The organism is Mesorhizobium sp. INR15 (assembly GCF_015500075.1).
Classification (GTDB): Bacteria; Pseudomonadota; Alphaproteobacteria; order Rhizobiales; family Rhizobiaceae; genus Mesorhizobium.
This window is the reverse complement of sequence record NZ_CP045496.1, coordinates 1,870,001-1,888,484: the sequence shown is the minus strand read 5'-3', so window position 1 is coordinate 1,888,484 and position 18,484 is coordinate 1,870,001. Positions and strand designations below refer to the sequence as shown.

Annotated in this window: 11 protein-coding genes, 1 tRNA gene, 2 rRNA genes and 2 pseudogenes (1 of these 16 only partly in view); 9 read left to right on the top strand and 7 right to left on the bottom strand. The window is 60.1% G+C overall.

Annotated elements, in window-relative coordinates; translation table 11 throughout:
- Window positions 1–824 precede the first annotated feature (824 nt).
- Window positions 825–1,055, bottom strand: a complete 231-nt coding sequence (locus GA829_RS09145; RefSeq protein ID WP_195179578.1) for a DUF982 domain-containing protein — start codon at window positions 1,053–1,055, stop codon at window positions 825–827.
- Window positions 1,056–2,337: 1,282 nt separating this feature from the next.
- On the opposite strand from GA829_RS09145, the gene GA829_RS09140 reads away from it, so the two are divergent.
- The 4 genes and pseudogenes from GA829_RS09140 to GA829_RS09120 all read left to right on the top strand — a co-directional run.
- Window positions 2,338–3,783 (top strand): IS4 family transposase, encoded by a 1,446-nt coding sequence (locus GA829_RS09140; RefSeq protein WP_195178188.1) that lies wholly within the window; start codon window positions 2,338–2,340, stop codon window positions 3,781–3,783.
- Window positions 3,784–4,125: 342 nt separating this feature from the next.
- Window positions 4,126–4,991: pseudogene (locus tag GA829_RS36590) on the top strand (IS3 family transposase); the annotation flags it as partial.
- A 257-nt stretch (window positions 4,992–5,248) separates the two neighbouring features.
- Window positions 5,249–6,328: an IS110 family RNA-guided transposase gene (locus GA829_RS09125; RefSeq protein WP_195178185.1), complete on the top strand. Its 1,080-nt coding sequence runs from the start codon at window positions 5,249–5,251 to the stop codon at window positions 6,326–6,328.
- Window positions 6,329–6,344: 16 nt separating this feature from the next.
- A pseudogene (locus GA829_RS09120) lies at window positions 6,345–6,641 on the top strand (transposase); the annotation flags it as partial.
- A gap of 211 nt (window positions 6,642–6,852) precedes the next feature.
- Here GA829_RS09120 and GA829_RS09115 read toward each other — a convergent pair.
- The 3 genes from GA829_RS09115 to GA829_RS09105 all read right to left on the bottom strand — a co-directional run bounded on the left by GA829_RS09115 (window position 6,853) and on the right by GA829_RS09105 (window position 10,174).
- Window positions 6,853–7,230: a hypothetical protein gene (locus tag GA829_RS09115; RefSeq protein WP_195178184.1), complete on the bottom strand. Its 378-nt coding sequence runs from the start codon at window positions 7,228–7,230 to the stop codon at window positions 6,853–6,855.
- A 324-nt stretch (window positions 7,231–7,554) separates the two neighbouring features.
- Window positions 7,555–9,297: a M28 family metallopeptidase gene (locus GA829_RS09110; protein WP_195178183.1), complete on the bottom strand. Its 1,743-nt coding sequence runs from the start codon at window positions 9,295–9,297 to the stop codon at window positions 7,555–7,557.
- Between the two features lie 70 nt (window positions 9,298–9,367).
- Complete coding sequence (locus GA829_RS09105) at window positions 9,368–10,174, bottom strand: IclR family transcriptional regulator (protein WP_195178182.1); 807 nt, start codon at window positions 10,172–10,174, stop codon at window positions 9,368–9,370.
- A 104-nt stretch (window positions 10,175–10,278) separates the two neighbouring features.
- On the opposite strand from GA829_RS09105, the gene GA829_RS09100 reads away from it, so the two are divergent.
- Genes GA829_RS09100 through GA829_RS09080 form a run of 5 tightly spaced genes read left to right on the top strand, consistent with a single transcriptional unit; the run spans window position 10,279 to window position 15,648 of the window.
- A complete protein-coding gene (locus tag GA829_RS09100; protein WP_195178181.1) occupies window positions 10,279–11,928 on the top strand; it encodes an ABC transporter substrate-binding protein in 1,650 nt (549 codons plus the stop codon).
- A gap of 19 nt (window positions 11,929–11,947) precedes the next feature.
- On the top strand, window positions 11,948–12,928 hold the full coding sequence (locus GA829_RS09095) for an ABC transporter permease (RefSeq protein ID WP_195178180.1): 981 nt from the start codon (window positions 11,948–11,950) through the stop codon (window positions 12,926–12,928).
- Window positions 12,918–13,832 carry an ABC transporter permease gene (locus tag GA829_RS09090; protein ID WP_195178179.1) on the top strand — a complete coding sequence of 305 codons (915 nt, stop codon included), beginning with the start codon at window positions 12,918–12,920 and terminating at the stop codon, window positions 13,830–13,832. Before GA829_RS09095 ends, GA829_RS09090 begins: the two co-directional genes overlap by 11 nt.
- The gene (locus GA829_RS09085) at window positions 13,832–14,833 is read left to right on the top strand and encodes an ABC transporter ATP-binding protein (RefSeq protein ID WP_195178178.1); all 1,002 of its coding nucleotides are present in this window, start codon (window positions 13,832–13,834) and stop codon (window positions 14,831–14,833) included. Before GA829_RS09090 ends, GA829_RS09085 begins: the two co-directional genes overlap by 1 nt.
- Window positions 14,821–15,648 (top strand): ATP-binding cassette domain-containing protein, encoded by an 828-nt coding sequence (locus tag GA829_RS09080; RefSeq protein WP_195178177.1) that lies wholly within the window; start codon window positions 14,821–14,823, stop codon window positions 15,646–15,648. The genes GA829_RS09085 and GA829_RS09080 overlap by 13 nt, the downstream gene beginning before the upstream one ends.
- Window positions 15,649–16,155: 507 nt before the next feature.
- On the opposite strand, the gene GA829_RS09075 is transcribed toward GA829_RS09080, so the two are convergent.
- From GA829_RS09075 to GA829_RS09065, 3 genes are all read right to left on the bottom strand, one after another.
- Window positions 16,156–16,232: transfer RNA gene (locus tag GA829_RS09075), tRNA-Met, on the bottom strand.
- Window positions 16,233–16,440: 208 nt separating this feature from the next.
- Window positions 16,441–16,555, bottom strand: a 5S ribosomal RNA gene (gene rrf / locus GA829_RS09070).
- A 203-nt stretch (window positions 16,556–16,758) separates the two neighbouring features.
- Window positions 16,759–18,484, bottom strand: a 23S ribosomal RNA gene (locus GA829_RS09065) (it continues 1,086 nt past the right edge of the window).

Below are 18,484 nucleotides of genomic sequence, written 5' to 3'. Positions count from 1 at the left end.
TCAGACCGCTCGCTGGCACTTGAGAAAACCACAAAGCGAAAAGCAGCACCGCTGCACCTTAGACGAGTCTTTAACGCCGATTCCCGGCCTTTGTTGCGCCTCTGGCGGTGGCCCGTTCCGGAGTCAGCGAGCTTTTCTTTTGACGGTGGAGCGTGCGTGATTAGCGGTAAGCTTAGCGTGGGCTGTGTCCGCGACTGCCGCCCCGAGGTTTGCGACAGCATTTCCTTTGAATGCGATAGGAGCGAGCGTGTCGGTTCGATAAGTCCAAACCTGTGTCGTTCTGATTTGACCCTTCGGCCTACTGATGCACCGGCGATTATTCGGGAGGCGGGACTCAGTCTCCAGGACAATGACGCAATCGAAAACCAAGTCTCTATCTGGGCGAAGAAGCGTAAATTTCCAAGTCTGCGTCGCGAGTTCGCCTTCCTTCGAAGTCTCCAAGAGTTGGCAGTCTTTGTGAGGATTTGAGCGGGTAGATCTTGGCGCCGATATCCAACCTCCCGAGGTCGGGTATCGTTGGTATGTGCGGTTCCCATCGATAATAAAATCGGTTCTGTCCGAGAGCGCTTGATCCCACGTATCGGTCCAATAATAGCTCGCTTGAAAACGGCTCAAAGCCTGAAGGCTGTCGTTTGCCTCATTGAGAACGTTGCACTCTGGCTGAAACGCGGCTTGGCCCGCCAATGCAGCGCCAGGATATAGAACCATAGCCAGTAGAGCTATGCGCCACATACCGTTCTCCGTCTCATACCGGTCGCCAACACTATCCTTTACGAGAGGATGTGGAAACAGCAGTGGACCTACTGCAATAGTGTACCGGCCGCTTACCGCAGGACCCCATAGGCTTTGGCTGCGATCTGGAACTTAGCCCTGGCTTCCTCGGCCGTTCCGGTGCCTTCCTTTGCCGCGAGGCAAGCTGCAATAGCCGCTTTCCACGTTATGCTACGGGATCTCCAGGTCAGAAGTTCCTCGGCGGCGGTCTCAACGTTATTCACTTCACGGGTGATGCCGATGCGCGGCGACTTGACCCGGACGGGTGATGAAAACGTTAGCATGGCAGGAAGACCGGTAGGCATTTACGCTGCGACAATCGCGGCGAGGACTGCCCAGCCAACGCACAGCGGACAGGCTATAAGAAGTGGGAGCTCGATCCGTCGTGTTTCCCCGTCGCTGAACATGGTTCCTCTATTCTGGAGTTGGCGACTAGCGTCATCCCCACTCCGGCGGTTCGGGGCCACAGAAGATGCTCCCGCCGCAATTCAACTTACGCTCAGCCGCTCCGTTCCGATTCAAAGAGAAAGCCCGCTGCCTCGGGGGAAATCAGCGGGCCAGTCTAGCCAGAAAGATGAGGGGACATCCTGGGCTTGGTTGTAAACGGCAGCGGCGCCAATTTGTTCCAATAGTGCGAGGTGGGCCTCCTCTACCTGTCCCGTCAAAAAGACTCTCGCTGATACGCCGCAATCGGCTTCTCTTCGAATCGTCGAACGGAGACGGTAGGCCGCGCCACCCGCCAAAAAGCAGCCCACCGTCATCTGGTAATACGGCGCTGTAGCCAGTGAAGTTGCAAAGTGAAAGATGGCCGGCGCCAGTTGGGAGCTGGGTGGGCTTTGGGATGACGCCGGCCAAGCGGAACATCAGGTCCGCCGCACATCACTCATGGCCGATTTGCCGGGATAGGATTATGGCGTGATCGCGGAAGCCCTGCTTACGTTTAGGTTCACGTCCCTTGGATCAAACTGACTGTCAGCCAAAAGGCGAGCGCCATAAAAAGCAGAACGCCAAAAGCAACAAGTAGGAACCTCATCCGCCTAATTTAGCACACCTGAAAAAAAGGCCGCGATCGAGTAGAGGGCAACTTTTCTTACGGATTCGTAAGTGGTGGCTTCTGGCAGCGCCAGCTAACCATCACGCCGGCAGCGAACGGCACATTTGTTGCCCTGCGGGCCGTCAAAACGAAGGTGCCTCGCCCCCGCGCCGTCCTTACGAATCCGTAATTCGCGCACATTAGCCGTTTCTCATAGGCTCTTCGAGCAGCGAAATTTCAATGCCGCCCTTTCGCTGCAGGGGCATAAGCCCATCAGCCCGCTGCTCCCAAACGTCCCCCCTGCAGCGGGCTGTTCCGCTCAATGCGTCGCCTTGGTGATAGAGGCTGTCTACCCTCGTCCGAGAAGCCCGCGATCTCGCTACCATCGGGATCAGCCATCCCAGCGCCATGCGGGCCAGACCGGACGCTTACTCTTCACCGGCTTTCAGTTACCCACATCTCCTACGCGGGATTTGCACCAATTGAATCTTCTGTGATTCTGTCTGTGACGTCGATTCGCGGAGGCGTCACGGATGAGCGGGGACACGGGAGCCGGCGCTGCAGGCTGGCATGACGATGAAGTCATTTCTGCAGGGCTGCCGGACAAACGACTGGCGCGCCGGTTTCACCGTCTGCTTGATCAAGTGTCGGCGGCACCTGGCCAACCCGTCCCGGCCGCTTGCGGCGACTGGGCGGCGACAAAAGCGGCCTATCGTTTCTTCGATAACCCGCGCGTCACCGAGCATGGGATGCTGGCCGGCCATTTTGCCGCGACCGCCATGCGCTGCGCGTCGAGCCCAGGACCAATCCTCATCCTGCAGGATACTACCGAGTTCATCTACAGCCGCGCGCAGCCGGGCAAAATCGGCTTCACCAAGACCATCAACGCCGGGCGTTATAAGGCGGGTCAGCCCAACGTGGTGACCTTGTGCGGTATACTCATGCATTCCAGCCTGGCTATAACCCTTAGCGGCACGCCGCTCGGGCTGACAGCAGCGAAGTTCTGGACACGCACGAAGTTCAAGGGGACCTGGACGCTTAAGCGGCATGTGAACCCCACCCGCGTGCCGATTGAGACGAAGGAAAGCTATCGCTGGCTGGAGAACCTGCGCCAGTCGATGGCGCTCGTGGGCACGCCGGAACGCTGCGTGCATGTGGCCGACCGTGAGAGCGACATCTACGAGCTCTTTTGCCTGGCGCAGGATCTCGGCACGCGCTTTCTGGTGCGGGTGCAGACTAATCGGTTGGCCGCCGTGCCCGCTGGCACAGAGCCGCAGGATGGCGCGCATCGGGTCTTCGCCCAGCTCTCGGCTGCGCCTTGGGCGGGACGCCATTGCGTCGCGATCGGACAGGACGAGACTGCGTGCGTGCACGTGAAGTTCGCCGCCATCGAGACCTTGCCGCCCGTCGGCAAGCAGAAGCGATATAGTCCTCAGCCTCTCACCTACATCCACGCCCTTGAGATCGACCCACCGGTGGACCGGCCGCCGATCGACTGGAAGCTGGTGACCAATCTCCCGGTCGGAGATTTCACCACCGCTATCGAGAAGCTCGAATGGTATTCCCTGCGCTGGAAGGCCGAGGTGTTCCACAAGGTGATGAAGTCTGGCTGCCGCGCTGAAAAGGCGAGGCTTGAGACCGCCGAGCGGCTGGCAAAATTCCTTGCCCTCATCGCGATGGTCAGTTGGCGCATCTTCTTCCTCACCATGTCCGCACGAGAAAAGCCCGAGGCTGAACCGGAGACAGCCCTCACCCCAACCGAAATCGCGACGCTTGATGCCATCAACGCGGCGCGGAGCAAGCCGCGCATCCTGCGCAGGACCCTCGCCACCTATCTGCTCCAAATCGCCATGCTCGGCGGCTACCTCGCACGAAACCACGATCCGCCACCTGGAAACATGGTCGTTTGGCGAGGCGTGACGCGCCTCAATGACATCGGCTTCGGCATCTCAATCGGAACACGCCGACGATGTGGGTAACTGAAAGCTTCACCGGATGGGTACCCTTTTGGCGCGACACTGGCGTTTCGCGCTTCCGAATCCACAAACGCAAAAACCGCCCCGGTTAGACTGGGACGGTTATTGATTTATGATGAAACTGGTTGCGGGGACAGGATTTGAATCTGCTGACCTCGCTTGCGAAGTCCCTTCAACAGACGAACTCGGTTGCAGCGCTGTATTGGCGGTAGCCCTCTCCCGCTACCACTTCAAACTTACTATCGTACGTAACGGCAGCGTTGTAGCGGCTGCGCAGTCTGAGGTGGTGCCGGATTTTGAGACAGGGGCATAAGGTGGATCGCCCGATGAAGAGGACGATCCAGTATGAAGACACGCAGACGGTTTACGGCCGATTTCAAGGCCAAGGTTGCGCTTGAGGCGATCCGCGGCGAGCGGACGATTTCTGAACTGGCGACGAAGCATCAGCTTCACCCCAACCAGATCACGCAGTGGAAGCGGCAGGCCATCGAGAACCTGGCCAAGGCGTTCGACGACAAGGCCGCGGATGCGCAGGTCGGCCGGGAAGCCGAGGTAACGAAGCTTCACGCCAAGATCGGCCAGCTCGTGGTCGAGCGGGATTTTTTGGCCAAGACCTTCGATCGCTGAGCCTGGATCGGAGGAGAATGATGATCAATCCCGATCACCCACGGCTCTCGATCCGCCGCCAGTGCGAGCTTGTCTCGATCTCGCGGGCGTCATTCTATCGACAGCCCGTCGACGAGACGCCCGAGACCCTCAAACTGATGCGCGTCATCGACGAGGCCTTCATGGAAATGCCCTGGTATGGCTCCAGACAGATGGCGCGGCATCTGCGGCGTCAGGGTTGCTGCGTCGGCCGCAAGCGGGTCCGGCGGCTGATGCGCAAGATTGGCTTATCGCCGATCTACCAGGCGCCGAAGACCAGCACGCCGCATCCTCAGCACCGCATCTATCCCTACCTGCTGCGGCACCTGGCGATCGAACGGCCGGACCAGGTCTGGTGCGCCGACGTGACCTATATCCCGATGCGGCGCGGCTTTCTCTACCTCGTCGCCGTCATGGACTGGTTCAGCCGCAAGGTGCTCGCCTGGCGGCTGTCGAACACGATGGATGCCGACTTCTGCGTTGCCGCGCTTGAAGAGGCGATCGCCCGCTACGGCAGGCCCGACATGTTCAACACGGATAGTCAGAAGATGGTCGCCAGTTCCCGGGCGGTTTGTCTCAAACACTGATCGACCGCGGTAGACTGGCGCCGCAAGGTGCCTCGGTGCGGCCTGACCCGCACTCCGATCGACCGACGTGTCTTTCCCTGGACCTGTCGGCCGCCCGGGAACACCTCGCGGTGAGGCTTTGCCTCGGCCATTGCCTGTGACCCGAGAAGGGCCTGACCGAACCGGTCTCGTGACTGTCCTGTCCAAGCATTGGATCGTGGGTGAGCCATGGGTTTTGGCAACCACGGAGGTGAACGATGGACGGAAACGACAAGGCGGCGCATAGCATCACGGGCGGCGTCGACACCCACAAGGACCTGCATGTTGCGGCGGTCGTTGACGACTGCGACCGGGTTCTCGATACCCGCAGCTTCGCGACCACCCGGCACGGTTATCGTCAGATGTTGGCATGGATGCGCTCGTTCGGTGAGCTTCAGCGTATCGGCATCGAGTCGACGGGCAGTTATGGCGCGGGCCTTCTGCGCTACATGCAAACCGCCGGGATAGAGGTCCTGGAGGTCACGGCACCTGACCGTCAAGATCGTCGCAAACGCGGAAAGAATGACGATCTGGATGCCCAAAGCGCCGCCCATGCTGCCTTTGCGGGGCAGCGGACCGTTACCCCGCGAAGCCGGGATGGAATGGTGGAATCTCTCAGAGTTCTAAAGGCTTGCCGGAAAACAGCGGTGAATGCCCGGCGGATCGCCCTGCAGATGATCCAGAACACGATCATCGCCGCGCCGGACGCGCTGCGCGACCAACTCCGGGGAATGACGCGGATGCAACTGATCCGCACCCTCGCCGCCTGGCGCCCGGATCTGACGGCTTATCGCGACATCGAGGCCGCGTATCGCATCTGCCTCAAATCGCTCGCGCGGCGCTACCTTGAGCTGCACGATGAAACCGCTGATCTCGACATGATGATCGAAGCGATCGTAAATGATCTCGCCCCGGAACTGATCGCGCAGAACTCCATCGGCCACAACAGTGCCGCCCAGCTGCTGCTGACGGCTGGCGATAATCCCGAGCGGCTCAAGTCCGAAGCCAGCTTCGCGGCACTCTGCGGCGTTAGCCCCGTCCCGGCATCATCGGGAAAGACGGTGCGACACCGTCTCAACCGTGGCGGAGATCGCGCCGCCAACAGCGCGCTGCACATCATCGCGATCGGCCGCCTCAGGACCGACGAAAGGACAAAAGCCTACGTCTCGCGCCGCGTCGCCGAAGGTCATTCGAAACTGGAAGCCATCCGCATGGTAAAACGCTACGTCGCACGAGAAGTCTTCGGCATAATTATGCGGCGCCAGAAAGACATTAACCGAACGCGCATCGCCGCTTGACAAACAGAAGGGCGTCCAGGGAAGCCAGTTCACCAGCTTCGCCTTCACGTCGACGCTGAAGGACGCTGGGATCCGCATCTCCATGGACGGGCGCGGCCGCTGGATGGACAACGTCTTCATCGAGCGGCTATGGCGAAGCCTCAAATACGAATGCGTCTTCCTCAGCGCCTTCGAGACCGGCAGCGAGGCGCGCAAAGGCATCGGTTCCTGGATTGACTATTACAATCGGCTGCGCCCGCACTCTACCTTCTCCGGCAGGACGCCCGACGAGGTCTATGCTATCGCAGAAATGACGGAGCTATTGGCGGCGTAGAAACAACCCCGATCCACCTTAGCCAAGCCGCCAAACTGTCTCACCAAGCGGGACCACCTCAGTCCGGTGAACCTTTCAGTATATCGTGCGTTGGGAAATGCGGCCCCGCCAACAAGGGCGGCAAGCTTGCCCTTGATCTCGATCTCGAAGCACTCGCGTGCCCGCTTGGGGTACACGGTGACACTGTGAACAAGCCCCCGAAGGTTCTGGATCAGCGCGCTACGGTCGTCAGCGGCAGTTGCGTGGTCAGCCACGCCTTTGAAAGGTCGTCGACGGCTTCGACATAACGCTGCAAGGTGGCCGAGTGGAGAGCCACGGTGGATGGAGGCTCATCGAGACCACCGAATTGCCCCTCGATCAGAGAAAGCTGCGTCTTTAGTTCTGCGATCCGCTGCTTGGCATACTCTTCAGCAATCACGCCCCTGATCACAAGGTCGATCGTACGCTGAAGTTCGCCTGTTACTCGATCGCGCTTACCTTCTAGCGCTGAGCGCATGGAGTTCGCCCGTGCTGCTAATTCTCGGCGCTCCTGGTTATATTTGCGGATGTCTGCTTCGATCAGGTCCGGCGCATTCAGTTGCTCGCGCATGCCATCGAGGACTGCCCTCTCAATCTAGGGCAGGGAAATAATGCGCCGATTGGAGCAGCTCTCGCTTTCACGAACGGCGGAGCTCCTGATAAGCGTTTTGCCCGTCCTGTCAGGATGGTGAACCGACATGCCTGATTATCGAGGGCATCGACGGGCGCACGCCGAAACGCTTCTAGCGACCGATGCTAGTGGGCTGAAATCGAAACTTATATTGCCGTAGAAAAGGCCGGAATCCTTGGGCAGCTCGGCTATTCGTGATAGGATCGATCATGTTGGTCGATCTCAACAACCTGCGGTCCGATCCAGTTCTTCCAACGCCTCGCGTTAATGTTGCGCAAGTCGAAGGTCGATCGCCTCAATCGCCGTGTTGAGGGCCGATACCAGTTGATTCTGCCCGCGGACAAGCTGCGCCACGACAAATCCCATTGACTCTGGTTTGGTGATCTGCAGATCGGCCGCAGCCGCGATTGAGGGCAGAGGCGGAATGCTGAGCGCCGGATCGTGCAGGAAGCGGGGACGGCGGGTGAAATTGATCGGCACGAGGATGCGCGCGAGCGCCACGATGATGTCGTTGGCGATCTTGGCGGGCACTTCGGCGCGATCGATCCGGGCGTAGAACCCGTTTAGGCAATCCTTGAGGGCCGCGGCCGCATGGCTGGCTGGAGCAAGGTCGAAATGCGTGCCGGCCTTGGCTTGGTAGCCGTCGATGGTGGCGGCGAATTCGCTTGCCGTGACCCGCCAGTCGAACGGCAGCAACTCTGAATTGGCGGTGCGCAGTACGGTCAGCAGATAGACCTTGATGTCGCGAAGCAGGATTTCGCGATCGGCGATCTCGATCGTGTCGTTTTCCGTGTGCCAGGCAATGTTGCTGCCGCAGCCGCCGACATCGTAATAGCCGAGCTCGGCCTGTTTCTGGCGCGGCATGTTCGATGACAGCATCAGATAGCCCGTCATGCCGATATTGTTGAAGGAATAATCGCCGGCGCGGCTGGGGCGGGCGATGTTGAGCTCCGACGCCGGAGACGCGTCCCGGATGATGCCCGTGATGAAATCGGCCGCTTCGGGCATGGCTTCCAGGTCGAGGAATTCCGTCGCCCAGCGGCATCCGGGGCTGTCGCAATTGATCTGCGCGACGCAATTGCGTTCCAGCTCGATGGCGAAGCGGTCGGCGAACCAGGTCGAGCCGGCATAGCGTCCCGTCGAATGGCCGGGCCACCATGCGATCCGCACCGAGCGGCGCAGCGAGTGGCGGCTTGTCCACAGCACGCGGGCGATCTCTAGCATGGTGGCATCGCCGACAGCATTGTCGCCGATGCCGACATCCCAGCTGTCGAGATGGCCGTGCAGCAGAACGAATTTTTCGGGCTCCACCGTGCCCTTGATCTCGACCACGGGGAGGCTTGATTCGAACCAGCCCTCCTCAAGCTCGGAGAAGATCGTTGCATCCTCTCCCGCCTTGGCCTGCTCGATCAGGAAGCGGCCGGCCGTTGCATTGACGGCAACGGCGGGGATGCCGGGCTTGCCCGACAGTTCGTCCAGGCCCGGCGTGCCCCATATCGTGGTGCAGATGCCCCAGTGAATGTCCTCGCCAGGGTTGACCGCGATGACGGCGGCCGCCCCCACCGCCTCGAATTGCGAGATGTGTCCGGGGCTGGCGAAGCCTTCGGTGACGACGATCTTGCCGGCGAGCGCGGAGTAGTCCTGTCCGCGCTGCAGCTTCATGTCGAATATGTTGTCGATCCCGTCCGTGCGTTTGGCCGCGACATAAGCGAGCGGCGCTGAAAAGCCGTTGGGCACCGGCACCGAGAAGGAGGGCGGCTTCGCCCGGAACGTTTGTCCCTGGCATTCGACCCGGGCCTTGCCGGGAAGGCTGAGATAGAGGGACGGCCGGTGCATCGTCACCGGGATGCCATGGCTGGCAAGCCGCGCCGCGACGTCGTCCATGCCTGCGTCCACGTCTTTCGGATGTTCGCGGGGCAGCCGGGAAAAGCGCTCGATCAGTGGCCATGCCTCCTGATCGATCCCCACCTGATCCAGGCTGTGTTGTTCCTGCGACGAGATCGGCATACTCTCTCCTGTTTTATTCTTTAAAACACTGTTTTAAAAATAGCAGGCGCGAAATCAATTCGCAATGGTCTTATCGCCGGCGGCGGCCGCCGAGCTTCTTGGTCATCTGCCACGCGTACTGCCGGACCATGTCGAGATGGGCCTGCTCGGCATCCGGCGTCAGCCGATTGAGCGCGCCCGCGATGCTGAGCGCGGCTAGGATTTCGTCATTGTGACCGAACACGGGAGCGGCGATGGAGAAGCCGGCCTCGTCGACATCGGCGCGGGAGACATGCACGCCAGTGGAGCGAACCTCCGCCAGTCGCTGCCGTAGCCGGGTCGGATCGACCAGCGTCGAGGGCGTGTAAAGCCGCAGGTCGCCGCCGAGTGCGGCGTTCTGGACGTCCTCGGGCGCGTAAGCCAGAAGCACCGTCGACGAGCCGCCGGCGTGCAGCATGTTCTCGCGTCCGACTTCCGCGTACATCCGCACCTGGTGGGGGGAGGCGCGACTGGCAATGCAAACGGCGGTCGTTCCGGTCCGCACATAGAGGTTTACATCCTCGCGGCAGAGTTGGGCGATCGTGTCCATGAGCGGAGCCGTCGCCTTGATCAGCAGGCTTTCCTCCTCCAGCTTTTCGGCGAGGTGGAGTATTCGGAACCCAAGCGTGTTCGTGCGGTGCTGCGGATCGCGGCGCACATAGTCCCGCAGTTCGAGCGTATGCAGCAGGCGAAAGGCTAGTGCCTTGCTCAGGTCCAGCGCATCCGCCAATTCGGTCACGCCGCGACCCGGCTTGAGCGCCAGGAGTTCGAGCATTTGCAGGGCCCTGTCGACGGCGTCGATGCGGTAGCGGTCCTTCGGTCTTGCGTCGTCCGCGGTGCTCTTTCGAACTCTCGGCATTTCATCTCCTTCGCAGTCTGGCGATGCTTGCGCCACGGCTTTGCCAGTGTTAGCATTATTGAAACGGTGTTTTGATCTATAAAACAAATGGGAGAAATATCAACATGTCGTTTATCCTACGATCCGCATTTCTCGCGTCGTTGACGCTCGCTGCCCTACCCAATGCTGCCCATGCCGGCGATGCCATCCGGCAACTGACGATCTTCAGCCGTCCGCAGGCCGCGCAGCCGCAAGAGTACCAGGCCATCCAGCTGATGGCGCAGGAATGGAAGAAACTGGGTCTCGACATCAAGATCGACGTCCAGCCCTGGGAGCAGATGTCCGACGTCGTCTGGTCGGATCGTGACAAATGGGACATGACCGGCTGGCAGATGGCCGGGCGGCCGGAGCGTTCCGATCCCGATGAACTGCTCTTCAATCTTTTCCATTCGAGCACGGCCAAGGATGGATATAATTTTGTCGGCTACATCAATGCCGACTACGACAAGATCGTTACCGAGCAGCGGCAGGAAACCGATCTCGAAAAGCGAAAGGCCATGGTGTTCAAGGCGCAGCAGATCCTTTCGCGCGACCAGCCGATCATCAACCTCGTCTATCCCCGCCTTGCCTTCGCCTTCAACAAGAAGATCTGGGACGAGAATTCGGTCGTCGACGAAGCCGGCGTTGGCATCAAGAATTTCTGGACCTTCATCTCGCTGAAGCCGGTCGGCGAGCAGAAAGACATCATCGTCAATGCCGCCGACTCGGTGACCTTCATCAATCCGCTTTACGTCAGCGGTCCGGTCGACAGCTGGGTGACGGAACTGCTCTGGGACCGCCTGCTCAGGGTCGGACCAGACGGCCTGCCCAAGCCCTGGGCGGCCGAAAGCTACAAATGGGTCGATCCGACGACGATCGACGTCCAGTTGAAGAAGGGGATGAAATGGCATGACGGCACGCCCGTCACCACCGACGATGTAATCTATTCCTTCACCTTGCCGCAGGGCGACAAGGCGCCGATGTACAAGCCATTCGTCGACAACATCGCCAGCATCGACAAGGTCGGCGACGACGGCCTCCGCTTCAAGCTCAAATCGCCTTCGGCGGCGTTCCTGACCACCACCCTTGCCAAGATCAACCTGATTCCGAAGGCGGTGTGGGAGCCGAGGATCGAGGCGCTTGCCGGCAAGGCCGACACGGCCGAGATGCTGCAGGAGGACAAGCCGGTCGGCTCGGGCCCGTTCCGCTTCGTGCGTTGGAACAAAAACGAGGAAATCGTTCTCGAAGCCAATCCCGATCACTTCGCCGCGCCCAAGGCGGCGCGCTGGATCCTGCGTACCGTCTCCAACACGGAGGCATCGCTGGGCATGCTCAAATCGGGCGAGATCAATTTCCTCTCCGAATATTCGGGCGATCCGAAAGTGCTGGAGGGCGCGCTGGCGGCAAACCCAGACCTGAAGATGGTCAACACGGTCGACCTCGGCTTCCGCTATGTCGGCATGAACGAGCGCCGGGCGCCATTCGACGATCCGGCATTCCGGAACGCGCTGTCCACCGCGATCGACCGCCGGCTTATCGTCGGGGCGGCTTTCAAGGGCTACGCCGTGCCGGCTAACTCGGTGATTTCGCCGGTCTTGTCTTACTGGCATGATCCATCCGTCGACACGATGAAGACCGGACTGGACGCGGCGCGCAAGATTCTCACGGACGCCGGCTATACTGTGGTGGACGGCAAGCTGCACTATCCTGACGGCAAGGCCGACACGGTTAAGTGAAAGGATCCGGTTGCACGGGATGCCACAGTTGCGGACGATCCTGGTCAAGCTTTCACAGTTGCTGTTCGTCCTATGGGCGGTGGCAACTGTGCTGTTCTTCATCTTCCGGCTGATGCCTGGAGATCCGCTGACCGCCTTCATCGAACCGACCTTCACGCAGGCCGAGCGCGACCTGTTGAGGCAGCAGTTCGGCCTCGATCAGCCGCTCTTCCAGCAGTATCTGCTCTACCTGGTCAATCTGCTCCACCTCAATCTCGGCAAGAGCTTCTTCTATCGGGAGGACGTCTGGAAATTGGTCTGGGACGTGTTTCCCAACACCATCGTGCTGACCCTTGTTGCACTGGTTTGCGCCTATGCCGTCGGCATCGTGCTGGGCGCGGCCCTTGCCTGGAAGCGCAATTCCCTGATCGAGAAGTTAACCTTGCCGCTGGTGCTAATGCTGCGCGCGGCGCCTGAATTCTGGCTCGGCATGGTGCTGCTCGCCGTGTTCAGCTTTTCGCTCGGCTGGTTTCCGTCCGGCGGCACGCTCGAAGCTGGAACCGAACGCGGCGGGTTTCTGTCTCACATGCTGAGCCGGGATTTCCTGGCGCATCTCTTCCTGCCAGCGATGACGCTGGCGCTCTATCTCGTCGGCTTGCCGGTGCTGCTGATGCGCTCGACCATGCTTGACGTGCTCAACGAGGATTTCGTGACCCTGGCGCGCATGCAAGGGTTTTCTGAAACCACCATCATGCTTCGCCACGCGGCGCGCAACGCCTTGCTGCCGGTGGCGACGGCGTTCACGCTCGGCATCGGCTATTCCGTCGGCGGCAATGTCGTCATCGAGACGGTGTTTTCCTGGCCGGGTCTCGGCCGGCTGCTGGTCAGGGCGGTTCAGGCACACGACTATCCCCTAGCGCAGGGCGCATTCCTGCTGATCGCGGTCGTCACCGTTACGATGAACGGGCTGGCGGAACTGCTCTACCGGCTGCTCGATCCGAGGGTTGGCCATGTCGGCTGAAACACAGACGGCGCGTGCGGCGCTTACGTCCAGAAGGTCGCGCATTGGGGCGGCGCTGTGGCGCTCCATCCCCTGGCATGATCCGATGGCGATGGCGGGGATCGCGATCTATGTCGTGCTCATTCTGACAGCCGTATTCGCCAACCAACTCGCAACCCACGATCCGACCGAGATCCTGTACTCCGCAGACTACAATCTTGCCGCCGATCTGCCGCCCAGTCTCGCCTATCCGCTTGGCACGACGAGCCTCGGCCGCGATGTCTGGTCGCAGCTTGTCCTAGGCTCCCGAGCCGCCCTGATCGTCGGCATCGCGGCGGCATTCATGGTCGTCGTCATCGGTTCGGTCATCGGTCTGCTCGCCGGCTTCTTCGGCGGCTGGGTAGACGCCGTGCTGATGCGGCTGACCGACATCGCCTTCGGCATTCCATTCCTCCCGTTCGTCATCGTTCTATCCGCTTTCCTCGAACCCAGCGTCTGGAATGTCGTGCTAGCGATGGGGCTGATCTTGTGGCGCGACACGGCGAGAGTGATCCGGTCGCAGGTGCTGACCCTGCGCAGCCGCACCTTCATCGAGGCGGCGCGCGTCGTGGGTGTCGGCGAATGGCGAATTTTGTTCGTCCATCTGGCGCCGAACATCCTGCCGATAGCGGTCCTGTATGGCTCAGTCGCCATCGGCTGGGCGATCCTGACTGAGGCGAGCGTCAGCTTCCTCGGCTTCGGCGACTCCTCGACGATCTCGTGGGGTTACATGCTGCAGGATGCCTATGCGTCGCAGGCATTGTCGCGCGGCAGCTACCACTGGTTCATCCCCCCGGGTCTGGCGATCGTGGCCGTCGTGGCGGCGGGCTTCTTCATCGGACGGGGCTATGAAGAAGTGCTGTTCCCCAAGCTGAAGGCACGCTGATGGCCATGCTTGAGGTGAGAGACCTTCGCATAAGCTACCGGCAGGGTGGCCGTGACATCATGGCGGTCGACGGTGCGTCATTGTCAGTGCCGCGCGGCTCGATCACCGGCATTGTCGGCGAGTCTGGCTGCGGCAAAACAACGCTTGGCCGGGCAATCATCGGCGTCATGGCTTCGAATGCCGCCATCGTCCGTGGCCAGATCCTGTTCGAAGGGCGTGACTTGGCCGCCTTGCCGGCCGCGCAGCAGCGGCAGGTCCGATGGCGCGAGATCGCCTTCGTGCCGCAATCGGCGATGAACTCGCTGAACCCGGTCTACCGGGTCGGCGATCAGCTCGGCAACATCCTGGTAGCCCGCGGCGGCTGCTCGCGCGCGGAAGCGGGCAGGCGGCGGGTCGAGCTGTTTAAGTCCGTCGGCCTGTCGGCGCAGCGCCTCGACGATTTTCCCCACCAGTTTTCAGGCGGCATGCGGCAGCGGGCGGCGATCGCCATGGCCTTGGCGCTGCACCCAAAGCTGATCGTAGCGGACGAGCCGGTGACCGCACTGGATGTGCTGGTCCAGAAACAGATTCTCGACCTCCTGGTCGAGCTGCGCTCCACCCACGGCATCTCGATCATCATGGTCACTCACGATATCGGCGTTGTCGGCTATGCCTGCGATCGCGTGGCGGTGATGTACGGCGGCCAGATCGTCGAGCATGGCCGTACCGAGGAAGTTCTGGCCAACCAGGCGCATCCCTACACGATGGGCCTGCTGCAGGCCTTCCCGGATCTTGGGGACGGCAATCGCGATCTCGTTCCCATAAACGGCATCCCGCCGGATCTGGCCAATCCGCCGCCAGGATGCCGCTTCGAACCCCGCTGTCCATTCGCGATCGAGCGCTGCCTGCTTCCGGTCGCGCCTCGGCCGGCCACGGACGGGCACATGGTGGCATGCTGTCGGGCCAGTGAATCGGCGCAATTACTGGAACGCGCGCAACAGGCAGCGACATGGATAGTTTGACGACACCGTCGCAGGGCGCCCTGGTGGACGCCCTCAACATCACCAAGACCTTCGCCGGCCAGCGGACCTTGTTGGGCGGTCAGCCTGCGATATTGGCCATCAACGACGTCTCGCTCAGCCTCAAGCCGGGAGAAACGGTTGGGCTGCTGGGCGAATCCGGTAGCGGCAAGACCACGCTCGGGCGCTTGCTGCTCAAGCTCAGCGAACCGGACAGCGGCGAAATCCGCTTCAACGGTGCGCCAATCAAAGACCTCTCGGGAGCGCCGCTGCTGCGCTTCAGGCGGCGCGCGCAGATGATCTTCCAGAACCCGTTCGATGCGCTCAACCCGCGCTTCACCATCTACCGGTCGCTGACTGAGCCGCTTCTCGTCGCCCGCATCGACCGCTCCGCATACGGCGCCCATGTCAGGGCCGCGCTCGAACTGGCGGGCATGCGGGGCAGCGAGGCGATCCTCAAGCGTTTTCCGCACGAGCTTTCGGGCGGCCAGTTGCAGCGCTGCGTGATCGCCCGGGCCATGATCCTGTCGCCGGAATTCATTGTCGCGGACGAGCCGGTGTCGATGCTCGACGTCAGTGTCAGGGCGGGCATCCTGAACCTGTTGCGGGAGCTGCAGCAGCGCAGATCGCTGACCGCATTGTACATTTCACACGACATCACCCTAGTGCGTTATCTCTGCCAGCGGACGCTGGTGATGTACCGCGGGCAGGTCGTCGAAGACGGTTTCACAGAGCAGATCATCCAGGACCCTCGCCACGCCTATACGCGCGAGCTGATCGCCGCCAATCCGCAACGCTGGCGCCAGCGTGCTGAATAGTGGTCACACATGACTCGGCAAACGACGGCTTGCTCCGAATTGGTAAAGCAATTTTTGACCGCATGTCAGAAATCATTGACATCGCAGCCGTACTGATCTGCGGCCGCCACGATCACAGCGGCCCGGTCACCACGCCCTTCAAGCTTTATAAATTATGGCCGTCAAGCCGATTGGTCTGGTCGAGAGCGAAGGTCCTGGCGGTCTGAATGTCGAGGGCAGATAAGAATGGCTACTGACGCATTCCGATGACATTCAATGGCGCAATTCTGTCGTCCACCATGTTGAGACAGTCCCCAAAACGCATCGCGGTCAAAATGGGGGAACAACAGCGCTTACACTCAAAAGCTTCGATAGGTCAGTAGAGCGACATCGTCAGCCTGAGGCACCATAGCTGGCTCCCCCTAGCAGGGACTACCCAACGATCCGCATGTGATGACCGCAAAAGGGGACTGGAACGCAAAAAACCGCCCCGGTTAGACTGGGACGGTTATTGATTTATGATGAAAGTGGTTGCGGGGACAGGATTTGAACCTGTGACCTTCAGGTTATGAGCCTGACGAGCTACCGGGCTGCTCCACCCCGCGTCAACTTTTGCGTAGGTTTTGTCCTACGAAGGTTTGGGTCTGCCAAATGAAAGGGCCGCTTTCGCGGCCCGGGCTCCCGTTGGCGGGCCTTGGATGCATGTCGTCCAAAAGTGTAGCGATTTTGGGACGCCGAGATGCATCGAACAAATGCAGAGAGAAGATATTGTTCCATCCTTGCGGATGCGAGCTTTCAACGTGCGTTTTGTAGACCTGGCAGCGACTTACTCTCCCGCGTCTTGAGACGAAGTACCATCAGCGCTGGAGCGTTTCACGGCCGAGTTCGGAATGGGATCGGGTGCAGCCGCTCCGCCATAACCACCAGGTCGGCAAAGCGCACATTGCTCGAGAAGCTGTTTTCTGTGCCAAGGCGACGTTTTCTACAGTGCGCCGCGGGCATAAGCCCGCAAGCGCGACTGCGCGTCGCCGGTTTTCCGGCGCCCTCGCGGAGCATAGGCCCTGTTAAGGGCCGCTCATGCGTGAGCGCTGGCTGAACATCCGATTTATCGGATGGGCATAAGGAATGAGAACGATCAAGCCGATCGAACTATTAGTACCGGTAAGCTTCAAGCGTTGCCGCTCTTCCACACCCGGCCTATCAACGTGGTCGTCTTCCACGGTTCTCAGGGAATACTCGTTTTAAGGTGGGTTTCCCGCTTAGATGCCTTCAGCGGTTATCCCGTCCGGATATAGCTACCCTGCTATGCGGCTGGCGCCACAACAGGTCCACCAGAGATCCGTCCATCCCGGTCCTCTCGTACTAGGGACAGATCCTTTCAATATTCCTACACCCACGGCAGATAGGGACCGAACTGTCTCACGACGTTCTGAACCCAACTCACGTACCGCTTTAAATGGCGAACAGCCATACCCTTGGGACCTGCTCCAGCCCCAGGATGCGATGAGTCGACATCGAGGTGCCAAACAACCCCGTCGATATGGACTCTTGGGGGTCATCAGCCTGTTATCCCCGGCGTACCTTTTATTCGTTGAGCGATGGCCCTTCCACGCGGGACCACCGGATCACTATGACCGACTTTCGTCTCTGCTCGACTTGTCAGTCTCGCAGTCAGGCAGGCTTATGCCATTGCACTCAGCGAACGATTTCCGACCGTTCTGAGCCCACCATCGCGCGCCTCCGTTACTCTTTAGGAGGCGACCGCCCCAGTCAAACTACCCACCATACATTGTCCCGGACCCGGATAACGGGCCGCGGTTAGACATCCATAGTAATAAGGGTGGTATTTCAAGGTTGGCTCCACCCGAGCTGGCGCCCGGGTTTCAAAGCCTACCACCTATCCTACACATGCCACTACGAATGCCAATGTAAAGCTATAGTAAAGGTGCACGGGGTCTTTCCGTCTAACCGCAGGAACCCCGCATCTTCACGGGGAATTCAATTTCACTGAGTCTATGCTGGAGACAGCGGGGAAGTCGTTACGCCATTCGTGCAGGTCGGAACTTACCCGACAAGGAATTTCGCTACCTTAGGACCGTTATAGTTACGGCCGCCGTTTACTGGGGCTTCGATTCAGAGCTTGCACCCCTCCTCTTAACCTTCCAGCACCGGGCAGGCGTCAGACCCTATACGTCGTCTTGCGACTTCGCAGAGCCCTGTGTTTTTGATAAACAGTCGCTACCCCCTGGTCTGTGCCACCCTCCTCCACTTGCGTGGAAAAGGGTCACGCTTCTTCCGAAGTTACGCGTGCAATTTGCCGAGTTCCTTCAGCATAGTTCTCTCAAGCGCCTTGGTATACTCTACCAGTCCACCAGTGTCGGTTTCGGGTACGGTCTATAAGGAGGAGCTATTTCCTGGAACCACGCAGCAGCCCGTTCAATCCGATAAGATTGGACTACCTCAATGATCCGTCACTTCCTCCAGGCCCACGAATATTAACGTGGTTCCCATCGTCTACGCATTTCTGCCTCGACTTAGGGGCCGGCTAACCCTGCTCAGATTAGCTTTAAGCAGGAACCCTTGGACTTTCGGCGGGGGAGTCTCTCACTCCCCTTACGTTACTCATGTCAGCATTCGCACTTCTGATACCTCCACCATCCCTCACGGGTATGGCTTCATCAGCTTACAGAACGCTCCGCTACCGCTTGGCCCTTACGGACCAAACCCTAAGCTTCGGTGTATGGCTTTAGCCCCGTTACATTTTCGGCGCAAAGACCCTTATTTAGACCAGTGAGCTGTTACGCTTTCTTTAAATGATGGCTGCTTCTAAGCCAACATCCTGGTTGTTTTGGGATCC

What these genes read in the sequence shown, in the direction of transcription:
- GA829_RS09145 (WP_195179578.1), bottom strand. Translation starts at nt 1,055, where the DNA reads ATGCTAACGTTTTCATCACCCGTCCGGGTCAAGTCGCCGCGCATCGGC.
- GA829_RS09140 (WP_195178188.1), top strand. Translation starts at nt 2,338, where the DNA reads ATGAGCGGGGACACGGGAGCCGGCGCTGCAGGCTGGCATGACGATGAA.
- GA829_RS09125 (WP_195178185.1), top strand. Translation starts at nt 5,249, where the DNA reads ATGGACGGAAACGACAAGGCGGCGCATAGCATCACGGGCGGCGTCGAC.
- GA829_RS09115 (WP_195178184.1), bottom strand. Translation starts at nt 7,230, where the DNA reads ATGCGCGAGCAACTGAATGCGCCGGACCTGATCGAAGCAGACATCCGC.
- GA829_RS09110 (WP_195178183.1), bottom strand. Translation starts at nt 9,297, where the DNA reads ATGCCGATCTCGTCGCAGGAACAACACAGCCTGGATCAGGTGGGGATC.
- GA829_RS09105 (WP_195178182.1), bottom strand. Translation starts at nt 10,174, where the DNA reads ATGCCGAGAGTTCGAAAGAGCACCGCGGACGACGCAAGACCGAAGGAC.
- GA829_RS09100 (WP_195178181.1), top strand. Translation starts at nt 10,279, where the DNA reads ATGTCGTTTATCCTACGATCCGCATTTCTCGCGTCGTTGACGCTCGCT.
- GA829_RS09095 (WP_195178180.1), top strand. Translation starts at nt 11,948, where the DNA reads ATGCCACAGTTGCGGACGATCCTGGTCAAGCTTTCACAGTTGCTGTTC.
- GA829_RS09090 (WP_195178179.1), top strand. Translation starts at nt 12,918, where the DNA reads ATGTCGGCTGAAACACAGACGGCGCGTGCGGCGCTTACGTCCAGAAGG.
- GA829_RS09085 (WP_195178178.1), top strand. Translation starts at nt 13,832, where the DNA reads ATGGCCATGCTTGAGGTGAGAGACCTTCGCATAAGCTACCGGCAGGGT.
- GA829_RS09080 (WP_195178177.1), top strand. Translation starts at nt 14,821, where the DNA reads ATGGATAGTTTGACGACACCGTCGCAGGGCGCCCTGGTGGACGCCCTC.